Genomic DNA, 20,929 nt, shown 5'->3' on the forward strand with positions numbered 1-20,929 from the left:
AATCTAACTTAAAAATAATGATTTATTATATTTATTTGGTTTCTTAACATAATTACCTATAGGAATATCAGCAGTTTGATATTCTCTTTTTTATTTATCAGAAGGGAAATAGAAAGTATGAAAAAATTACTCAGTTTATTAACTATAACAGCCATAGCAACGAGTATACCATCCCCGTTGCTTGCCAATGCACCTCTAAATCGTGTCAAACGTGATGTTGACAAAACAACATCACAACTGATTAGAAATAAAAGAGCAAGTGAACAAACATATGAATTAAAACTTAAAAAAGGTAAATTTTTAATTGAAAAAATGACTAATGTTAAAAAAACATATGATTTTTCTTTAAAAATAGAATCTATTCCTAGAAAAGATGTTAGTGATTGAACACAAAAATTTATAACATTCCAAAATCAAGCAGATAATGAATATGTTGAAATCAGTAAATGAATGTTTTTCAATGAAAATTCTAATGTTTACAATAATCTTATAAACTCAAATTTTGACTTAAAAAAACAAACTAAATTTGATTTTAATAAAAACATTACTTTAAATCTCCTTAAACATAACCGCTCTAAATTTTTTATGATTGAAATAGTAAATATTGAAATTGAAAGAGATAGTGCCGACAATTTAGAGTGAGTAAAACAACAAAGTCAGTTTTCCTTGGTTGATAGCACAAAAACTATGATTTGAACTCGCCCCGACTTAATTACGGCGGATGGGGAGTTAAACATTGCCATTGCCAACCCGAACATTGATAAAGTTATCTTTGATAATGTCCTACAACCACAAACGGCGAAAAAATGAACTATCAATGTTAAACCTGAAACTGAACCAAGAGACCATAATTTACAAGTAACGTTTACTTTGGATGGCAAACAATACACTAGTGAAATTATTGTCTCAATGTTGGCGAAAACGGAACCAACACCAACGCTAGTAAAAAAACAATTAAGCGGGTTAATTAAAAAACCAGATTTAGGAAATATTTTAGATAAAAATGATGATACTATTTTCTTAGCAGTAAATAAGACAAATAATAATATTATTGATGATTTTTCGCAAATTGAAATAACAAAAAAAGAAAACAATGAAGCAACTTTAACCGCCAAAAAAGACAGTAAAAGTTATCAAGGTTCGGTTTTTATTAAATACAATGCTGCCCCCGCCACGGTGGTGGATTTAAAGATTGAATTACAACCAACCGCAACAAATGGGGCCGTAGTTGACAACGATTATTTGGCACAACTAGATAGTAGTAAAATGACAAACAAAGTTAATACATTTTATTATGCAAGTAGTGAAAACGTTATCAAAATTGTAAAACCAACCCCAAGTAGCGTGATAAGTGGTGTTGTTTATGGTTGCGATAATAAATGAAATAAAACATCACAATCAAGTGCTATTGACCCAATAAACGGTATTAAACTTGACGGGAGTCAATTCGGAACGGTTAAGGGAAAATACTTAATTGAGTTAAAAAATGAATTAAACCAAACTAGCACCATTTATTTACAAATTCACGGTGAAAAAACAATAAAAGAATATTGAAATACTGATAATGGCAAACAGTTTGAACAATGAGCAAAAGACCAAGAACAAGGATACGACAATATCCGTGGTTCTAGTGTTACTCAATTGAATAAGTTGTTTGAGTTATCAAAAACTTGAAAGCAAAGTTTAAAACATTTAGATCTAAAATTAGATAATTTTGTTGTTGATAACATTAAAAATGTTACGCAAGATGAAATCGATAATTATAAAACAAAACTCCTTGCTAGTGTAAAATCACAAGTTGAAAAATATGTCCCTGATATCGCAGAAAACAACGATTATAAAATTTTTGTTAATAACATAGTTGTTGGTGATTGAACTAGTGGTAAAGACGTCATAGTTCAAGCAGTTGAGGGTAGTACAAAATTGTTGAGTTTTGGCGGCAAAACGATTCCAACGCAACAAAAAGAACAACCGGTTCCGCCAACTACAATGACAGAACCGACACCCGATAAAAAATATGAGGATAGTAAACTGTGAATTATTGGCGTTGTTGTTGGTGTCTTGGGTTTCGGTGGCATAGCATACTTGCTATTTCGTAAATTTGTTTTTAATAAATACATTTTGCCGAAAATATATGCTCGTCGTCAACAAAAAGTAGTTGAACAGTGAAAACGCGACGACCGTGAAGAAGCGGAAGAACTAGCACGCAAACAACAACAAGAAGAAAAACAAAATAACAAAAATGATGGCAACAAAGGAGGTGATAAATAATGGTTTAATTTTTAGCGATAAGTGGCATAAATGATTTACTTAACAAAATTTTAGGTATTTCAATACCGATATTAATTTGCGGGTGCGGTTGTTTCAGAAATTATTATGATTGGTGTTTATACGATTGGCGGTAAGTTTAACGCCGATAGTAATAATCGCAAAGAAACAATTAAAAAAGTGATGTGAGTTTTAATTTGCTTGTTAATTTTGATTTTGGCAAGTGCAATTGTTTTGGCATTTAAAGATACTATCGCTCCAATTACAAGTTAGGGGGTGAAATTATGTTATTGCAAAAACAAAAACAAGATAATTTATCGATTATAAAATCAAAAAAACCAATATTAAAGCAAAGTTTAGAGCGATTTGTGGCATTTTATTTTAAAAAAATATTAACAGTGCTAGCAATCGCGATGGCACCACTACTAATTATTGTTTGTATTATCATTGCAATATTATTGGCGATTTTATGGTTTTTACCAAATACCGAAACATCAAACAACATTCAAACATTTTTCTCTAATACTTTGAATGTTGAGACAGTACAACCACCAACTAATGGGTCAACCTGAGTGGGCGATATTATCGGTTGAGCGATAAATAGTTTTTGTGCTATTTTGTATCTTGTTTTTATAACTCCTATTGTTTGGTTGTTGGACGGGATGCAAGATGTCGTGTATTTTATCGGCGGGGGAGCATTAAGCGCGCGATTATTTAGTATGGATAATATTTAGCACGATATATTGATTGCTGTTTGGTATTGCAATGGCAATGTTTATTGTCATTATCGGCACAAAGGCGATTGCGTGGATGTACAACAATCGCCGTCACGAAATGAAACAAGCAATTACAAATATGTTGATTATAATTATTGCAATTCCATTAATCCCAACATTATTTATTATGGCAAATACAATTATGACGATGATTGTTAAATTGTTTTTGCAAAATGCCCCCATTAATACTAATAATTTTGCCTTAGCAATTTTTAATAGTAGTTTTATGAATAGGGTTCATAATTTAGATTATATTCCAGTGTCGTGGACATTTGCGGATAGTAGTAATTTTAGTTATATTATTTGTTTGATATCGGAGTGTTTTATGGTTTATATTATGTTTACTGTTTGTATGTTCTTATTTTGACGGGTAATTGAGTTATTTATCTTATTGTGCTATTTGCCCGTAGTGGTCGTTATGTCTGTTGCTGACCAAGGACGGCGGTTTCGCAATTGAAAAGATATGGTCTGGTCTTGGGGTGGTTTATTAGTTATGCCTTTATGTTTATCACTTACAATATTTTTATTATGAGAGTATTGCGTTGTTGGGACAAGTGGCAACATTTACGCCTAATTCTTTATCACAACCAATCTTTATATTACTTGGTATCTTCGCCCTTGGTTTTGCGGTTGCAAAATCGCCACAAATTATAACAAGTTTAATCGGTGGCAATACAGCGATGAGTGACAGTATCGGTAATTTGATGTCGTTTGGTATGGCAACTAATCTTGCTAAAATTGGGGGGGAAATTCACTTGAAAATCTGGTAAATTTGCCACTCGCAATGCTATTGGTAAACAAATCGGAGTAACATAAGGAATAAGTCACGCGATGAAAAGTGGCACACCATTTAAACAAGCAGCGGCAGGTACTTTGTTTGATGGTTTTAACCCGAATACGGGTGGTGTTGCGGTTGCTTTTGCGGGACAAGCAATGAAAACCAAAGATAAGGTTATGACAAATATAAATGATTATCAAACATTCAAAGAAAATTATAAAAACAATAAAGTTAAAGATAGTGTTTTAAAACAAGCAAGTGTGCCGCCAACAAAGAAAGATAAAGGAGACAAAAACAATGGAAAATAACCCAAAAATAATCACTAAAAAAGCAAGTAGAGTTCGTTTTACCATTTCAAATGTATTGGGCGGTATCGGATGACAAGAACTTTTTATCATTTTTGTGGCTGTCGTTTTGATAACTTCATCTTTGACTTTGCTTTCGAAAATATCTTTGTTAGCAGGAATTATTACAACTGTTATGGTTGCTATGTTGACTACCTTTTTCATTTCACCCAATAAAAATGGTGATAAATTATATTATGTAGTTTTTATTGCTATTGTTTTTTTATTTAAGTCAAAAAAACATAACATAGAAAATAATAACAAAGTTCAAATTATCAAAAACCGTGTGGCATTTCACAATGGAAAACAAGTCCGTATTTATAAAATAAATGCTGTTGATTTAACATTTTCAACCCAAGAAGAACGCAATGTCCCGCTTTATGACTTTTCAAATTATATGTGAACATTAAATTTTGATTTTGAAATTATCAAAATTGATAGCAATTTGAATTTTGACAAAAATAAAAACTATCTTACAAGGGTTTTAAAACAAAATAGTTTAAAAAATTCACAAAAACAACAATTAAAAAATTTTTTGTCGATGTCTGAATACTTGGAAAAACAAAATTTAAAATTAGAACAAAATTATTATTTAATTGTTTTTACAAATAACAATGATAAAAAAATTGAATTATCATTGTTATCTTATAACCAACATCTTTCTTTAACGTTGCCAACAAGCGAAGAAATTTAAAAAATTGTTGATAAAAAAATTATACCAACAAATAGTGCGGTTTCAACATTGCCGACAAACATTAAAGAAACCGCAAAGTATTTAAAACTGGCAAGTAATAAATTTGTCAGTTATCTTTCTATTAATCAGTTTCCATTGACTGTTAATGATATGTGATTAAGTAATTTTAGTGAAATAGAAAATGTGAATATTTCTATTCGTGTCCGTCATTTAGATAATATGACAGCGTTTAAATTACTTGACCGTGCTATACGAAGAGCCACCACAGACCAAGAAACTAAAAAAGCAAGTGAAGATATTGAATATAACTTATACTTGCAAAACTTTAATGACTTATTACAGCTCATTCAAGTTAGTGGAGAAACTTTAAAAATGGTTTCGATTGGTTTTTACTTGTTTTGCGGATAGTAAAAAAGACTTAGAACAAGTTGTTTCAAATTTAAAAAATGAAATGATAAGAAATCGTTTTACTATTAACGATTTAACATTTCGCCAATTTACAACTTATAAATGTTTATTATTTAATAACAACGATAAATTAAAAAGCATTGAGCAAGAAATGGCAACGATTACTCTTGGCGAGCGCCTTACCACTTCCAAGCACCCCCTTAATAGACCCCCGAGGTGAAATCATGGGTGAAAACGAACAACTACAACCATTAATTTTTGATATTAAAACCAAATCAACAACAAGAGCCAGTCACAATGCTTTTATTGTTGGAATGATGGGATTTGGGAAAACTTTTAATGTTAAAAAACACCTTAACTGATTATATTGTAATAACAAAAAAATCTATATTATTGACCCACAACGCGAATATGGTAGTTTTGTCAATTATCATGGTGGGGAAATTATTGAATTTGGTAATAACCCAAAGGCAAAAATTAACCCCCTTGAAATCTTTAATGATAATTTTGCCGAACATATCTCGTTGCTTGAACAATGGTTTAAAAATTTGTATAGTGATTTAACGAATATTGACCTTGCTAAATTGCAAGAATATATTATTCAGTTATATAAAAACTTTAATATTGCTGCGGATACAAATTTGAGTAAGTTAACGAAAAAAGATTATCCAATTTTAACTGATTTATATAACTTGGTTAATAAAAAAGAACAAGATACTTTATTAGAAAAAATGTTGTGAAAACTAACCAAAGGAGCAGACGGTACATTATTTAATGGCATTAGCACCTTAGCAATTAAAAGTGACTTCATTGTTTTTGATATTTATAATATGGCAAAGTCAAAAACTATTGCCAATGCTCAAATGTATTTGCTCCTTGCTTTGCTTGACCGTGTTATGAAAAAGAATAAAGAAGACAACTTAAATTTGCTACCTGAAAAACAGAGTTGAATTTGCATTGTGGTAGATGAAGCCCAGTTATTAATTAACCAAGATAATATGATTGCTCTTAATTATTTATTTACTTTATCTAAAACTTCCCGAAAATTTAATGGAATATTATACATATTAACGCAAAGTATCGGCGACTTTACCCAACGCGGCGAAGAGGTAAAACGTCAAGCACAGGGAATAATATTGAACAGTGTACTTATCAATTTATTCATCATTTGAACTCGATTGGCGCGCAAAACTACACTGAGTTACTAACTGATAACAATATGATAAATGAGTATGAAAGAGAAATGTTATTTTAACTACCAAAAAGGGTCTGTGTTTATTTAGTATCAATGATACGCGTTATATTTTACAAGTTGTCGCTACAAGCGAAGAAATCAAAGCTATCGGGACAAGTGAAGATATTAATAATTTAAGAAAGGAAAGATAATAAAATGGAAACAAAACAAAACGACTGAGTAACTGTCAATATTGTGGCACGAAGAAAACTCAAAAACGAAACCGACAAAGCGAATTTATTTTCTATTCCCGGGCATAAAGGTTTGTCGGTATGAATAAGTAAAAAATGTATTCACGGCTCACAGAGCGATAAGTCGCTCGCCGTGAGCATAAAAACCAATGATGAATATTTATTATTTGAATATATGACAATGATGCTAAAATACATGTCAAAAGTGAAATTTGACAAGGACAGCAATTAATTAATATATATCAAAAAGAATGAAACAAAATACTTGAAGCAATAAAAATCAACCACGAAGTGTTAAACAAATAAAATCGTTTGTACTGCGTTGAATTGATATCTTATTCATTAAAATGTTTTTCAATGCGCTACAGACGATAATTTTTATTAAAATAAAGGTGGAGATTTAAATGTGAAAAAAATAATAAACTGGCGAGATAAAAATATTAGCAACAAAATTATTTATTGAATTATTTTTATTTTAGCGGTTCCGTTTATTCTTCTGTGTTTGATAAATTGTGCTTCGGCAATAATTATTATGTTGTTAACATATCATACATTAGATTTTAAAAATTTTAATCTTGTTTATACTGATAAATATAGTTGGACAATATCGCTTGTTGTTTTTATTATAGGTGCTTTGTGTTTCTTATGGTTTTATGCAAGTCATAAAATATATAATACGGATAACCCTAAAACACAACAACAAAAAATGGATAGAGCAATCAATAGAGAATTTAAAACATTACAGTATAAAATGCTGGTGGTTGGTAATAACTATGGTATTCCAAAAAATAATTTAACTCAACACACTTTATTGGTTGGAACAACAGGGAGCGGTAAAATAACAACATTAATGTTTTTGGTAAAACAATTAACCAAATTATTTAAACAAACAACTATAATTATTGATGATAAGGGTGATGTTGATTTAATTGATAAAGTTAGACAACTAGACCCCGGCGCTTTTATTTGAGAAATTGGGGGCGAAACTGAATATAACCCCTTTTAAAATAAAAATAATGTTGTTTTAGTGGATAAAATAATGTCTCTGTTTGACGTCACTGAGCCGTATTATCGTGACAAAGCAGAACATTTTTTATTAATATTATTAGATACTATGTTAATAAATAACATTGATATTACTTTAAAAAATATCATTGAACATTTTAATATTTAAAAACTAATAAAGTTAGTTGATGTCAAAAGTGCAAATTATGATATGATTACCAATAATTTTGCAGAGAAAGAAATATCAGGGATGTTAAGTAAACCTGATATTACTAATATGCAATTAAGCAAAAATCTTGGCAATCGCAACAACCTATTAGAATTGATTACTAATCATAAAACAATATTGTTTAGTATCAATTCGTTGATGTATCCCAAACTAGCGGGGGCGGCTGGTAAAATTATTATCAAAGACTTAAAAGAATTAACCACTTTAAAACCAGTTAATCAAAAAATCAATGTTGTTTTAGATGAATTTAATGTCTTTGCTAGTGAAACCATTATTAACTTAATTAATAAATCGCGTAGTTTTAATTATCAATGTTTCTTGTCATTTCAAGTAACAGATGACTTATCAACAGATAATAAAAAACTTTTAAATACAATATTTGAAAATGTAGCAAATATAATTTCCCATAAAGTAAATGATGTCGAAAGCCCTGAATACCTTGCCAAAGTTTTTGGTACCCAAGAAACCGAGAAACTGACCCGCCAAATTGATTTTAAAAATAGCAGTGCCAATATGGTAGGTTCGGTTGATAAATTTATTGTTCACCCCAACGACCTTAAAACCCTTAAAATTGGTGAGTGCTATTTTAAAACCACCCTCCCGAGTGGCAAGTTGTGTATTAAAAAAATTCATGTTGACCCTACTTGTTTAGACTTGTTAATTCAGCAAATAAACAACTTTCTCATTTTTGCTATTTTGTCAAAATAAAAACCAGTAATTAAAATTACTGGTTTGTTTGAATATTTTTCGCGAGAAATTAAACTATTGAAGTATTAATAATTAGTTTTGGTTCTGCTTCTTGTGTTAAAGAAATTTTGCCTTTTCCATTAAAAGTTATACTGTTATCTTCATTGATAGTAATTTCATCTGACAATAAGTTATATTTTTGTAATATTTGCATTGCTTCTTTAATTGATAATATAATTATTTGTTCTTCATTATTATCATCAATTATTTTAGCAGTAATTGTTCCGCTAATTTTTTGTTTTAAATTTAATGTAGTTTCAGCGTTAGTTTCTCGGACTGAATATTTAACTATTACGCGTTCGTGAGGTGCTAAGTCTACTTCATCTTCTACATCACTAAAAGAATACAAAATCATTTCTTGTTCTTGTTTATTAATATTTGATAAATCAAAATTATTTGATAATTCATTAATAATTTCAGATTGTTTATTATTTAAATTAACAAAGTCATGTAATTTCATTTCATCATCAGGATTTATGTTTCAACCATTTAATTTATTTTCTTGTTTTGTTTTAGTTAATCCTGTTGTAATTTGAAATACTAATTTTGATTTTGAATTATATTCACATTTAGGTATTTTAACTGTTTTTATAACTGAAGAAGTATTGATGCACTCTCTTTTTTTAAAACATGCTTCTTTAAAATTAACACTATGTAATAATTTAGAATCTCTTGTAACTTCAACATTTCCAAAATTTAAATTATCTGTATTAATATTTTTTATTTCTTTAAAAAAGAAATTATGGTTTTCATCACCAAACTTAAAAAATATCGCTCTTTTAATTAATTTATTCAAGTTAATAATTTTATTTTGATTATTATTTATTTTATAATGTACCATATTTTCGCCAATAGATTTAATACTATTTATTTTTGCTTTAATTATTGCTGAATTATTTATTATATTAGTTACTTCTAATTCTGATATATCTAAATCAGGATTTAAATAATTTAATTCGTTTAAAATAGTTTGCTGATTATTGTTATCTAAAAATCCTATTTTAACACTTTTAATAACATTTATTAAATTTTGTTGATTATTAACTGTATATTCATAAACATTATGATCATCTGATCCAAAATAAATTTTATTGTTTAATACTACCCCTGAAGAATGAATTGCTCCGTTTGTTGTTATGACAACTTTTTGTTGACCTGTGATTGGATCATATTCATACACTTGGCCGTTAGAATAAATATATGATGAAGAAAAATAAATTTTATTGTTTAATACTACACCAAAACCTAAAAATTCTCCCTTTTTTACTGTAATAACAACTTTTTGTTGACCTGTGATTGGATCATATTCATATATTTTAATATTATTATAAATTGATGATCCAAAATATAATTTGTTGTTAAATACTATTCCTGAAGATTCAACTCTTCCATTTGTGGTGATGACAATTTTTTGTTGACCTGTGATTGGATCATATTCATATATTTTACTATTATTATATTCTGATGTTCCGAAATATAATTTATTGTTGAAAACCACACCAGAAGATCAAACTTCTCCTCCTGTTTTAATAACAATTTTTTGTTGTTCTGTTACTGGATCATATTCATATATATTTTGATCTGCTGAACCAATATATAATTTATTATTAAATACTGTTCCTGAAGATTTAATTCTTGCACTTGTTGTGACAACAACTTTTTGTTGGTTTGTAATTGGATCATATTCATAAACATTATGATCTTCTGATCCAAAATAAATTTTATTGTTAAAAACAACTCCGGAAGACCCAATTATTGCATTTGTTGTAATAACAGTTTTTTGTTGTTGTGTTGCGGGATCATATTCATAAACATTATTATCTTCTGATCCAAAATATAATTTATTATTAAATACTGTTCCTGAAGATTTAATTCTTGCACTTGTTATGATAACAATTTTTTGTTGTTGTGTTGCGGGATCATATTCATAAACATTATGATCTTCTGATCCAAAATATAATTTATTATTAAATACTGTTCCTGAAGATTTAATTTCTCCTTTTGCTGTAATAACAACTTTTTTTTTATTTATTATTGGCTCATATTCATAGACATTATGATCTCGTGAACCAAAATATAGTTTGTTATTTAATACAACCCCAGAAGATCAAATTTCTCCTTTTGCTGTAATAACAACTTTTTGTTTATTTATTATTGGCTCATATTCATAGACATTATGATCTCGTGAACCAAAATATAACTTATTATTAAAAATAAAACCAGAAGATCGAATTTCTCCTTTTGCTGTGATGACAACTTTTTGTTGACCTGTTACCGGATTATATTCATAAACATTTTTATCATCTGAACCAAAATATAATTTATTATTAAAAACGACACCAGAAGATAATATAAAACTATTTGCTTTAATAACAATTTTTTGTTGTTGTGTTGCGGGATCATATTCATAAACATTATTATAAGCATAACGATCATTACCATAATATGATGAAACAAAATACAGTTTATTATTAAAAACTATCCCTGAAAATACAAAACTTCCACCTGTGGTGATGACAACTTTTTGTTCACCTGTTACCGGATCATATTCATAAACATTTTTATCATGTGAACTAAAATATAATTTATTGTTGAAAACCACGCCAGAAGATTGGATTAATGATTTTGTTCTAATAACAATTTTTTGTTGTCCTGTAGTGGGATCATATTCATAAACATTTTTATCATTTGAACCAAAATATACTTTGTTGTTGAACACCACCCCCGAAGAACCAACCGGACCATTTGTGGTGATGACAATTTTTTGTTGTTGTGTTGCGGAATCATATTCATAAACATTTTTATCATTTGAACCAAAATATACTTTGTTGTTGAACGCCACCCCCGAAGAACCAACCGGACCATTTGTGGTGATGACAATTTTTTGTTGTTGTGTTGCGGGATCATATTCATAAACATTTCCATAATTAAAACCAAAATATAATTTATTGTTAAAAATCAAACCATTAGTATAACTTTTACGTGCTATTACACCAGGAGCTAAAATTTCTTTTTCTTTATTAATGACAATTTTTTGTTGTTGTGTTTCTGGATCATATTCATAAATATTACCATCATCTGAACCAAAATATACTTTATTATTTAATACTGCCCCAGAAGAATCAACATAATTATTTGTGGTGATGAAAACTTTTGTTCTATTTATCTTCTCATTATTACTTCGTTTTTGTCTTTTACAATTTATGTTTTTTAATTTAGTTTGTAAAAAGTTACTTTCTGATATTTGTTCTTTTTTATTTGGAGCATTTCCAACAATACCGGTCATTCCGCTTCCCGTCATTGTTATTGTTCCTAAGATTACTAACAATTTTTTCATTTACTAAATCCCCTACCTTTATGTTAAATTTTACTAATTATAAATTATTAAATAAGAGTTTTCGACAAAATTAAAACAAAAAAAATATTAAGGGGACAATTACTGCCAAAATAATTGAAATCATTTACTGTCAGCTATATAAGGAATGTGTTTAGCAATTATTATAATGGTTATGGAAATAACAGACTGTTATTTTTATTTGTTAAAGAAAGAGGGCGAGTGGCGAATAAATAAATTTATTGCAACATTAATGTTACAATAAACTAAACTAAATAGAAAATGACCTAACAGTCAGTCTTCTATACACCTATTAAGTGGTTATCCAGACCACTTAATAGGGTTACTATAATTTACCCGAATTTAACTTTTTGTTAGTTCGTGATTAAATTATAACATTATTTATAATCTTGTGTATATGTAGAATGACAAAAAAAATCATTCTACCTATTTTTTATTTATTAGAAAGGATATAAATTTATGCGAAAAGCGAGTTATGTTGATACCAATATTGATTATGCCCCAAATGAAGAATTAAAAAATATTGGACGCGGGATTTTAAAACAGTGAGAAAAACAATGAAAAGGTGACTGATTTGACAATCTAACTAAGGAAAAACAAAAAGAATACAAACTTATAACAAACAAACTGGCGTTAGAAAATAAAAAAGCCGAATTTACTAAATTACGCAATGAATGAAAACGCAACTGGTTCGTCAATTTAGACAAAGAAAAACAACGCGAATATAAAAAACGCGTTGAATAAATTAAAAAAGCACATAATTTATTGAAATAAAGCAATTTTAAGCCCTTATTAGCGCCGAAAATATAAAATTTATATATAAAAAAAATAAAAAAATATAGCAATGATAATTAACCGCCCTAATGGGGGTTAAAAAAGAATAAAACAATGAAAGGAGCATATTATTATGCAAGAGTTATTATTACAAAATGAAGCACAAGCCTTCAATAAATTAAACCCAAATAAGGATATTTCCAATATTTTCACACCGAAAAAAAGTGTCAATAAAAAATTTACCGAAGACAGTCACATTTTGGTATGGCAACCCTTTTTAGGACACTTTTTATGTAGACTGTTGTTTTCTAAATTCAACAGGCGTTAAATAATTTAGGCTGCCGTGAATTCGAATGTTGTTATATCAATTAATAAAATCAAATAATTCGTATTTTAATTATGTTAAATTTTCAAATTTTTTACCCTCAATAAATTCCGTTTTAAAGGTTTTGTAAGTTGTTTCAGCAACAGCATCGTCATAAGAATACCCCTCATTGCTTAATGATCTTTTAATTTTAAAAGTGCTTAAAATTTCATCAATAATTTTATTTTATTTGAAAGTCCACATAAATATGGTCCAACTTATTGTAACCTATCCATTTATTATGAAAAATTCACGAAAAGGAGGTGATTAACATTAAAAAGTTGCTGGCCGGAATCGTTGCCAATAATCCTTATCAAAAACAAGAGCAATTAGAAAATATAAATAATAAAAGAGAAAAACGAAGTAATGATGAAATAAATAGATCAAAAATTGTTATCATTACAAATGGTATGGTTAGTTCTTCCGGTGTGGTATTTAATAATAAAATCTATTTTGGATCAAGTGATAAAAACGTTTATGAATATGATCCCGACACAGGAAAACAAAAAATTATCATTAAGGCAGAACGTCAAATTTGATCTTCTGGTGTGGTTTTCAACAATAAATTATATTTTAGTTCATTTGATCATAATGTTTATGAATATGATCCTGTGACAGAACAACAAAAAATTGTTATTAAGACAAAAGAACAAATTCAATCTTCTGGTGCGATATTTAATAATAAACTTTATTTTGTTTCATATGATCATAATGTTTATGAGTATGATCCTGGTACAGGACAACAAAAAACTATTATTATAATGGGTGCAGTTAGATCTTCTTTGATGCTCAACAATAAATTATATTTTAGCTCATTTGATCACAATGTTTATGAATATGATCCTGTCACAGAAAAACAAAAAATTCTCATCACCGCAAACAACTCGATTTGATCTTCTTTGGTAATTAATAATAAACTCTATTTTGGATCAAGAGATTATAATGTGTATGAATATGATCTAATAAAAAATAAACAAAAAATTGTCATCACTACAAATGATATAATTGTTTCTTCTGGAATAGTTTTAAACAATAAAATATATTTTGGTTCATGAGATAAGAATGTTTATGAGTATGATCAAATCACGGAACAACAAAAAATTGTTATTACCACGAATGGTGCAGTTAATTCTTCTGGGGTGGTGTTCAACAACAAAGTATATTTTGGTTCAGAAGATGGTAAAGTTTATGAATATGATGGATTGGTACTTAATAATAAACTGTATTTTGGTTCAAATGACGGAAAGGTTTATGAATATAAATCAACCACACAACAACAAAAAATTGTTATTAGCACAGGGGGCTCTATTCTTTCAAGGACGAGGGCATCCATTTTTTCTTCTGGATTAGTATTAAACAATAAAATATATTTCGGGGCAACAAATAATTATGTGTATGAATATGATCCTGTCACAGAACAACAAAAAATTGTAATTACAACAAAAGGAGAAGTTTGATCTTCTGGAGTGGCATTTAATAATAAACTGTATTTTGGCTCACTTGATCATAATGTGTATGAATATAATCCAATAAAAAATAAACAAAAAATTGTCATCACTACAAAAGGTATAGTTTCTTCTTCGGGCTTGTTTTTAAACAATAAATTATATTTTGGTTCATTTGATCATAATGTTTATCAATATGATCCAATCACAGGACAACAAAAAATTGTTATTACCGCGAATAGTGCAATTAATTCTTCAGGGGTGGCATTTAATAATAAACTCTATTTTGGTTCAAGCGATAAGAAAGTATATGAATATGATCCTGACACAGGAAAACAAAAAGTTGTTCTTAGAACAAATGGCGGAGTTGATTCTTCTGGTGTGGTATTTAATAATAAACTGTATTTTGGTTCAGGAGATGGTAATGTTTATGAATATGATCCAATCACAGGACAACAAAAAATTGTTATTATTGCAAATGAAGCGGTTGAATCCTCTGGTATAGCATTAAATAATAAATTATATTTTGGATCAAATGATAAAAATGTTTACGAATATAATCCAATCACAGGAAAACAAAAAGTTGTTCTTAGAACAAACGGCGGAGTTGAATCTTCTGGTGTGGTATTTAATAATAAACTGTATTTTGGTTCAGGAGATGGTAATGTTTATGAGTATGACCCCGCTACAGAACAACAAAAAATTATTATTACATGACGGGGTGTCGTTAGATCTTCGGGGATTATATTTAACAACAAATTGTATTTTGGTTCAGGAGAAGGCAGAGTTTATGAATATACAACAATTAATCAACAAGATTTATCTGATGTTATAAAAAATACCCAATTAGGAAAATTAGATAATAATAATCAACAAGTTATTTTAAATGAACTAAATTATTTGAATCCAGAATTAGATATTTCACAATTGGAAATAACCGACATAACAGATACTTCAACAATAGTTAAAGCAAAAATTAATAGTATCAGTTCTCTTGGAAAGAAAAAAATTTTTTATACAATAAATAATCAGCAAAATAAAATTATTGACTTGAATAAATTAATTAAAAGAGCAATATTTTTTGAGTTTCAAGATGAATACCCTACTTTCTTTTTTAAAGAAATAAAAGATATTAATACTAATAATTTAAGTTTTGGAAATGTTGAAATAACAAGAAATGAAGATTCTAAATTATTACATAGTGTTAATTTTAAAGAGTCGTCATGTTTTAAAAAGAGAGAACGCATTAATACTTCTTCGATTAAAAAAACAGTTAAAATACCTAAATGTGAATATAATACAAAATCAAAATTAGTATTTCAAATTACAACAGTATTAACTAAAACAAAACAAGAAAATAAATTAAATGGTTGAAACATAAATCCTGATGATGAAATGAAATTACATGACTTTGTTAATTTAAATAATAAACAATCTGAAACCATTAATGTATTATCAAATAATTTTGATTTATCAAATATTAATAAACAAGAACAAGAAATGATTTTGTATTATTTTAGTGATGTAGAAGATGAAGTAGACTTAGCACCTCACGAACGCATAATATTTAAATATTCAGTCCGAGAAATTCATTTTGAAAATGCACTAAATTTAAAACAAAAAATTACTGGAACGATTACCGCTAAAATAATTGATGATAATAACGAAGAACAAACAATTACATTATCAATTAAAGAAGCGATGCAAATATTAAAAAAACATAGCTTATTACCAGATGAAATTACTATCAATGAAGATAACAGTATAACTTTTAATGGGAAAACAAAAATTTCTTTGACACAAGAAGCAGGGCCAAAATTAATTATTAATACTTCAATAGTTTAATTGCTTTTGTAAAATAGGAAAAATATTCAAACCAGTAATCTAATTAGAAGAAGAGAAGAAAAGAAAAAAAAGATGGAACGATACCCAAAAAGTAGACATGAAATAAAAAACATTTGGTATTAATATTCTACACGATATGTTTGTTTAAAATTCATTCATTTATTTAATTTTGTCGAAAACTCTTGATAAAATAAAAAAAATCATCAACTTGATAATTTTAAAAGGCTTTTATGTAAAATTACTATTTTTACTTTAATTTTTTATACATTAAAATATAATACCGCTGTTTGTTGGTTTGGAGTTAAACCCTTATGTTGGTATTTTCATTTTCAGATATTTAAATAATTTTGAATATTTGTAAAACCTAAACCATGATAATGAATTAAGGCTTCTTTAAGAATAGATTGTAATTTACTGATTTTATTTAAGTTACGATAACTAGCTTCAGGATTAATTGTTGTTTTAGTTACACATAAAGTAGAATTTGTTTGTTTTGCTACTAAAAAATATAATTTTTGCATATCAGAAGTAATAATTTAATTTTGGTTAATTAATTCTTTGTTCATATTTTTAATAACTCATTGTTTTTGTAAACGTTTGGTGTTTGTGGATTTAACATAAATATTGTTATTATTATCAACTGCCATTTGAATACAGCATTTAGTATTAGTTGCGAATGGGTCAAGGTAAATTCTTCGTGGATCAGTTTTATGTTTGAAATTTCCTTTATGAATTTCTTTAATAAATGTTTCATCGATTTGGATTTTACCAGATAATTTTTTAAATTTTAATTGGGTATTTTCTAATTGTTTTGATTTCATTAATTTTTGACAATTATATCAAGCAGTTTTTAATGTAGTTTTAATAAAACGAGAAATTGTTTTACTAGATTGCCCCAGCAATGAAATTTTAATCAATAAATTTCATTGTTCATAATTTAAATGACTTCAATAAATAAAATGATTACGAGAAGCGTCAAAACTTGCACGGCAATTTTTACATAAATATTTTTGTTTTCCTTCTGAATTATGTCCATTTTTAACGCAATGGTAAGATTCACATTTAGGGCATTTAATATCTTGTGCTCTAAATTTTTGATCAATTTCATTTAAACGTTTTTGTTTCTTTATTAATTCTGCTTGTTGTTTGACTTTTTCATAAAATTCTAAAAATTGATCATCTGTTAAAGTATTTACTAGTTCTTGAATTATTTTTTCCATAATTATTATCCACCTCTACCATATTAAAAATATACCTAAAATTAAGTATATTCAATAAATATCAAGAGTTTTCTGCAAAATTAAAACAAATTTTTAATTAAGGCGGTATGTAATCTTATTACAACAAGGAAATAAAGAGTGATTTATAAATGAGAGAAAAAGGTTATTATGATTTATTATTAAAATTAGGTGAAACAATTAATGAAGATTATATTGTTAAAAATCTTAATGATGAAAAAAGTGCTATTAAAGACATTGATAAATATTTATTGAAGCAATTTAATAATATTTTAAGTATTAAATTGCAAGAATATAAAACAGTTGATGATAAGTTAAAATTTTTAAATCAAATTATTGGTATTTATAGTGAACAATCACAATTATCTAATAATGTTTTATTACAAATAGGTAATGATTTGCAAGAAAAGGTTAGTTATCATCAAGAAATTCGATTAATTGATAATCACTTATTTACTAATGAAAATGAACAAGAATTAATTAATGAAATTAATAAAGAAATTAAAACTGCTGATAGTGTTTATTTTATTTATCCTTTTATTTCTAAGGGAATGATTAATAAAATTAGAAATTCTTTTTTGTATGCTCAACAACATAATATTAAGATTAATTTTATTACGACAAATTTTGATGATATTGCTTTATTTGTTAATTTATATGAATTAGAAAACTTAGTTAATAGTTATAATAATATTTTAATTAGGGTAGAAGATAATACTGAAAAGCGTAGCGAAAGAATTCATATTAAAGCAGCGATTTTTAAAAGAAAATCAGGTTTTTCAACAGCAATTGTAGGCTCTTCTAATTTAACTTATAAGGGAATGATGCGCGGAAGAGAATGAAATATTAAAATTAGTGAGTTTAGTAATCCTGATTTATATTATCATCTCTTTCGTGAATATGAAAAAATTTGAAATGATAATCTTGTTAATTTTAATAATGTTAATGAGCGTGAGATTGTACTAACAAGAATTGATAATAATCGTTTACATATTAAAGCACAAAGTGAGGGAACGATAACAAGAAAATATTCAATGTATGATTTTCAGCAAAAAATTGTTAATCGTTTACAATATCGTCGCAAGATTAATAAAACTAAGCATTTAATCATTATGGCTATGGGAAATGGGAAAACTATTATTAGTGCTTTTGATTATTTAAATCAAATTAAAGAAAATAATATTTTTCGCCCCCGATTATTATTTTTAGCTCATCAACGAGAAATTATTGATCAAGCAATATTAACTTTTCGTAATGTTTTACAAGATAATAAGTTTGGTTGTGTTTTTTATGAAAACCAAACATTAGATAATACTAATTATTTATTTGCTACTGTGCAATCAGTTTATCGTAATTTAAAAAAGTTTTTACCGGATTAGTTTGATGTTATTATTTTTGATGAAGCCCATCATATTGCTGCTAAATCATTTGTAACGATTTTTAATTATTTTCAATCAAAACAAGTTATTGGTTTTACAGCAACTCCCGAAAGGGAAGATAATAAGTTAATTATGCCGTATTTTGATAATGAATTTGCTTATGAATTACGATTGTGAGATGCTATTAATCAACGCTTATTATCGCCATTTGACTATTATTGTATTGATGATATTAGTAGTAATCTTGAAGGTATTGATTTAAATAATGATGTTGAATTGTTTAAGAAGTTGAATACTAGTGAACGCAATAAATTATTATTTAGTGTGATAAATAATTATATTGGTATTTATGCTCAACCATTTTGTTTAGTATTTTGTATCACAACAACGCATGCTAAAATTGTTGCTAATTTTCTTCAAAAGGAAGGGTTACAGGCTGCTTATTTAACTAATGAAGTATCCCAAGAGCGAACAACAATTATTAATAATTTTAAAAAGGGTAAAATTAATTATTTATGTGTTGTTAATATGTTTAATGAAGGCATTGATGTTCCGCAAATTGATACAATTATAATGTTGCGACCAACAAGTTCAAAAACTATTTATTTACAACAATTAGGTCGCGGTTTAAGAAAAACTGATAGTAAAAACAAGTTAGAAGTTTATGATTTAATTGCTAATGTTGATAAAAAATATGATATTACTGCGGGAATTAAAAATCTTTATAATTCTAATTTAGAAAGGAATAAAGCATTTTTAGGTGGTAATAGCAGTCTACCCTATAGGGTGTAAGATTACTTTAGAGAAACGCAGTCAAAAAGTTATTTTGGCAAACTTACAAAAATGATATGAAAATAAAAAACGCATCCATTTAGTTATTAAACATTATTACCGGATTTATGGTGTTGATGGTTTAGTTAAAATTTTACAAGATTATGAATTAACCTTATGGGAATTTTATAATTTTTTAAATGATTTTTATTTAAAAATTGGTCAAGATATTAAAGTTTATGCAAATGGTATTAATGACTCTAATCGTAATAAAAATCTTTTAAAGCAATTTTTATTTCTTAATGATTATCATTTAATAAATTATTTTTATCAGCGATTGTTAAAAAAAATTAATAATGAAGCAATTAATTATGAATATGATAATTTATTAATTTGTTCGCTTTTATATGAAGTAACTAGTATGAAAGCCTTTTTAAAAGTATTTCCTAATTATTTAGCAATTGATGATTTAGTAGTAGAATTTATTAATCATAATAAATTAGTTGTTAATGAACTAGTAATGATATTAAAATATAAATTAGAAAATGAAACCTTATTAGTTAATGAACATAATTTTTTGTTGTGTCTATTGTTAGCTTATGAATCAATATTTACTGTTCGTCAAGCCTTATGTGCAATTCGCCGCGTAAATTTTATTAAACAATTAGGTGAATTAAGAATTATTGCTTTTCAAGCGGGACATTTAACTTTTGATCAAACAAAAGCAGTTATTTTTGCTGATGTTGCCGGTAGTAAATATGGTAAGAAAACGAAATATGATGCTGCAAGTAAAGAATATTGGTGGTCAATTCCTGAGGATAAAACAATGCAAAGTAAACTAGTGAATGATTTACAAAATTTAAAAATTGCTAAATTTTTATTTTTAGATAATAAAATTAATCACAATTTACCAAATTTATATTTAAAACTTTATAATTTTATTGGTTTGGGAAAATACATTGATTATGTACAAGAAGATTACATTATTGTAAAGTTTTTGATAGAATAAATCTATATATAATAACTTTGATTGGAGGCATTTTATTTAAAAAATTTTTTTAATTTTGTAGAAAACTCTTGATAT

20 protein-coding genes and 2 pseudogenes are annotated in these 20,929 nt (G+C 27.3%); 18 read left to right on the top strand and 4 right to left on the bottom strand.

Going from position 1 to position 20,929, the window contains the following annotated elements; translation table 4 throughout:
* The first annotated feature begins 117 nt into the window (after positions 1 to 117).
* The 12 genes from I5Q57_RS04570 (at position 118) to I5Q57_RS04625 (ending at position 8,635) form a co-directional block, all read left to right on the top strand.
* Positions 118 to 2,271: an adhesin gene (locus tag I5Q57_RS04570; RefSeq protein WP_215827019.1), complete on the top strand. Its 2,154-nt coding sequence runs from the start codon at positions 118 to 120 to the stop codon at positions 2,269 to 2,271.
* Between the two features lie 105 nt (positions 2,272 to 2,376).
* On the top strand, positions 2,377 to 2,541 hold the full coding sequence (locus I5Q57_RS04575; RefSeq protein WP_215825435.1) for a hypothetical protein: 165 nt from the start codon (positions 2,377 to 2,379) through the stop codon (positions 2,539 to 2,541).
* Positions 2,542 to 2,552: 11 nt separating this feature from the next.
* Positions 2,553 to 3,002, top strand: a complete 450-nt coding sequence (locus I5Q57_RS04580) for a hypothetical protein (protein WP_215825436.1) — start codon at positions 2,553 to 2,555, stop codon at positions 3,000 to 3,002.
* Between the two features lie 13 nt (positions 3,003 to 3,015).
* Positions 3,016 to 3,618, top strand: a complete 603-nt coding sequence (locus tag I5Q57_RS04585; protein ID WP_215825437.1) for an Mbov_0396 family ICE element transmembrane protein — start codon at positions 3,016 to 3,018, stop codon at positions 3,616 to 3,618.
* Positions 3,590 to 3,814, top strand: a complete 225-nt coding sequence (locus tag I5Q57_RS04590) for a hypothetical protein (protein ID WP_215825438.1) — start codon at positions 3,590 to 3,592, stop codon at positions 3,812 to 3,814. The genes I5Q57_RS04585 and I5Q57_RS04590 overlap by 29 nt, the downstream gene beginning before the upstream one ends.
* A gap of 61 nt (positions 3,815 to 3,875) precedes the next feature.
* Positions 3,876 to 4,130, top strand: a complete 255-nt coding sequence (locus I5Q57_RS04595) for a hypothetical protein (protein WP_215825439.1) — start codon at positions 3,876 to 3,878, stop codon at positions 4,128 to 4,130.
* Positions 4,120 to 4,860 (top strand): hypothetical protein, encoded by a 741-nt coding sequence (locus I5Q57_RS04600; protein WP_215825440.1) that lies wholly within the window; start codon positions 4,120 to 4,122, stop codon positions 4,858 to 4,860. Before I5Q57_RS04595 ends, I5Q57_RS04600 begins: the two co-directional genes overlap by 11 nt.
* 150 nt (positions 4,861 to 5,010) lie before the next feature.
* Positions 5,011 to 5,268, top strand: coding sequence for a hypothetical protein (locus I5Q57_RS04605; RefSeq protein WP_215825441.1), 258 nt, complete (start codon positions 5,011 to 5,013; stop codon positions 5,266 to 5,268).
* A gap of 224 nt (positions 5,269 to 5,492) precedes the next feature.
* On the top strand, positions 5,493 to 6,476 hold the full coding sequence (locus I5Q57_RS04610) for a TraG/VirB4 family ATPase (protein WP_215825442.1): 984 nt from the start codon (positions 5,493 to 5,495) through the stop codon (positions 6,474 to 6,476).
* Positions 6,477 to 6,658: 182 nt separating this feature from the next.
* On the top strand, positions 6,659 to 6,925 hold the full coding sequence (locus I5Q57_RS04615; RefSeq protein ID WP_215825443.1) for a hypothetical protein: 267 nt from the start codon (positions 6,659 to 6,661) through the stop codon (positions 6,923 to 6,925).
* A 174-nt stretch (positions 6,926 to 7,099) separates the two neighbouring features.
* A complete protein-coding gene (locus I5Q57_RS04620; RefSeq protein ID WP_215825444.1) occupies positions 7,100 to 7,699 on the top strand; it encodes a type IV secretion system DNA-binding domain-containing protein in 600 nt (199 codons plus the stop codon).
* 210 nt (positions 7,700 to 7,909) lie between these two features.
* Complete coding sequence (locus tag I5Q57_RS04625; RefSeq protein ID WP_215825445.1) at positions 7,910 to 8,635, top strand: TraM recognition domain-containing protein; 726 nt, start codon at positions 7,910 to 7,912, stop codon at positions 8,633 to 8,635.
* 49 nt (positions 8,636 to 8,684) lie between these two features.
* Here I5Q57_RS04625 and I5Q57_RS04630 read toward each other — a convergent pair whose 3' ends face one another.
* Positions 8,685 to 12,011 carry an outer membrane protein assembly factor BamB family protein gene (locus I5Q57_RS04630; protein WP_215825446.1) on the bottom strand — a complete coding sequence of 1,109 codons (3,327 nt, stop codon included), beginning with the start codon at positions 12,009 to 12,011 and terminating at the stop codon, positions 8,685 to 8,687.
* Between the two features lie 477 nt (positions 12,012 to 12,488).
* Between I5Q57_RS04630 and I5Q57_RS04635 the strand changes: the two genes are divergently transcribed.
* Together I5Q57_RS04635 and I5Q57_RS04640 are read left to right on the top strand one after the other, a co-directional pair.
* Positions 12,489 to 12,773 carry a hypothetical protein gene (locus I5Q57_RS04635; RefSeq protein ID WP_215825447.1) on the top strand — a complete coding sequence of 95 codons (285 nt, stop codon included), beginning with the start codon at positions 12,489 to 12,491 and terminating at the stop codon, positions 12,771 to 12,773.
* Between the two features lie 163 nt (positions 12,774 to 12,936).
* Entirely contained in the window at positions 12,937 to 13,131 is a 195-nt protein-coding gene (locus I5Q57_RS04640) for a hypothetical protein (protein ID WP_215825448.1), read from the top strand.
* Here I5Q57_RS04640 and I5Q57_RS09385 read toward each other — a convergent pair.
* Positions 13,093 to 13,353 (bottom strand): annotated as a pseudogene (locus I5Q57_RS09385) (IS3 family transposase); the annotation flags it as partial. The gene I5Q57_RS04640 and the pseudogene I5Q57_RS09385 sit on opposite strands and share 39 nt — an antisense overlap.
* Positions 13,354 to 13,430: 77 nt before the next feature.
* On the opposite strand from I5Q57_RS09385, the gene I5Q57_RS04645 reads away from it, so the two are divergent.
* Positions 13,431 to 16,457, top strand: coding sequence for an outer membrane protein assembly factor BamB family protein (locus I5Q57_RS04645; protein WP_215825449.1), 3,027 nt, complete (start codon positions 13,431 to 13,433; stop codon positions 16,455 to 16,457).
* A 260-nt stretch (positions 16,458 to 16,717) separates the two neighbouring features.
* Here the strand turns inward: I5Q57_RS04645 and I5Q57_RS04650 are convergent, their stop codons facing one another.
* Entirely contained in the window at positions 16,718 to 16,978 is a 261-nt protein-coding gene (locus tag I5Q57_RS04650; protein ID WP_215825450.1) for a hypothetical protein, read from the bottom strand.
* Between the two features lie 15 nt (positions 16,979 to 16,993).
* Positions 16,994 to 17,677, bottom strand: a complete 684-nt coding sequence (locus tag I5Q57_RS04655; RefSeq protein WP_215825451.1) for an IS1/IS1595 family N-terminal zinc-binding domain-containing protein — start codon at positions 17,675 to 17,677, stop codon at positions 16,994 to 16,996.
* A gap of 569 nt (positions 17,678 to 18,246) precedes the next feature.
* Here I5Q57_RS04655 and I5Q57_RS09885 point away from each other — a divergent pair.
* From I5Q57_RS09885 to I5Q57_RS09400, 3 genes and pseudogenes are all read left to right on the top strand, one after another.
* Positions 18,247 to 19,128, top strand: a pseudogene (locus tag I5Q57_RS09885) (DEAD/DEAH box helicase family protein); the annotation flags it as partial.
* Between the two features lie 78 nt (positions 19,129 to 19,206).
* Positions 19,207 to 19,866, top strand: a complete 660-nt coding sequence (locus I5Q57_RS09395; protein ID WP_246534739.1) for a DEAD/DEAH box helicase — start codon at positions 19,207 to 19,209, stop codon at positions 19,864 to 19,866.
* Positions 19,867 to 19,900: 34 nt separating this feature from the next.
* Positions 19,901 to 20,854, top strand: a complete 954-nt coding sequence (locus tag I5Q57_RS09400; protein WP_246534666.1) for a hypothetical protein — start codon at positions 19,901 to 19,903, stop codon at positions 20,852 to 20,854.
* The last annotated feature ends 75 nt before the right edge of the window (positions 20,855 to 20,929 follow it).

It is taken from the genome of Spiroplasma endosymbiont of 'Nebria riversi', assembly GCF_018831625.1.
Taxonomy (GTDB): domain Bacteria; phylum Bacillota_I; class Bacilli_A; order Mycoplasmatales; family Nriv7; genus Nriv7.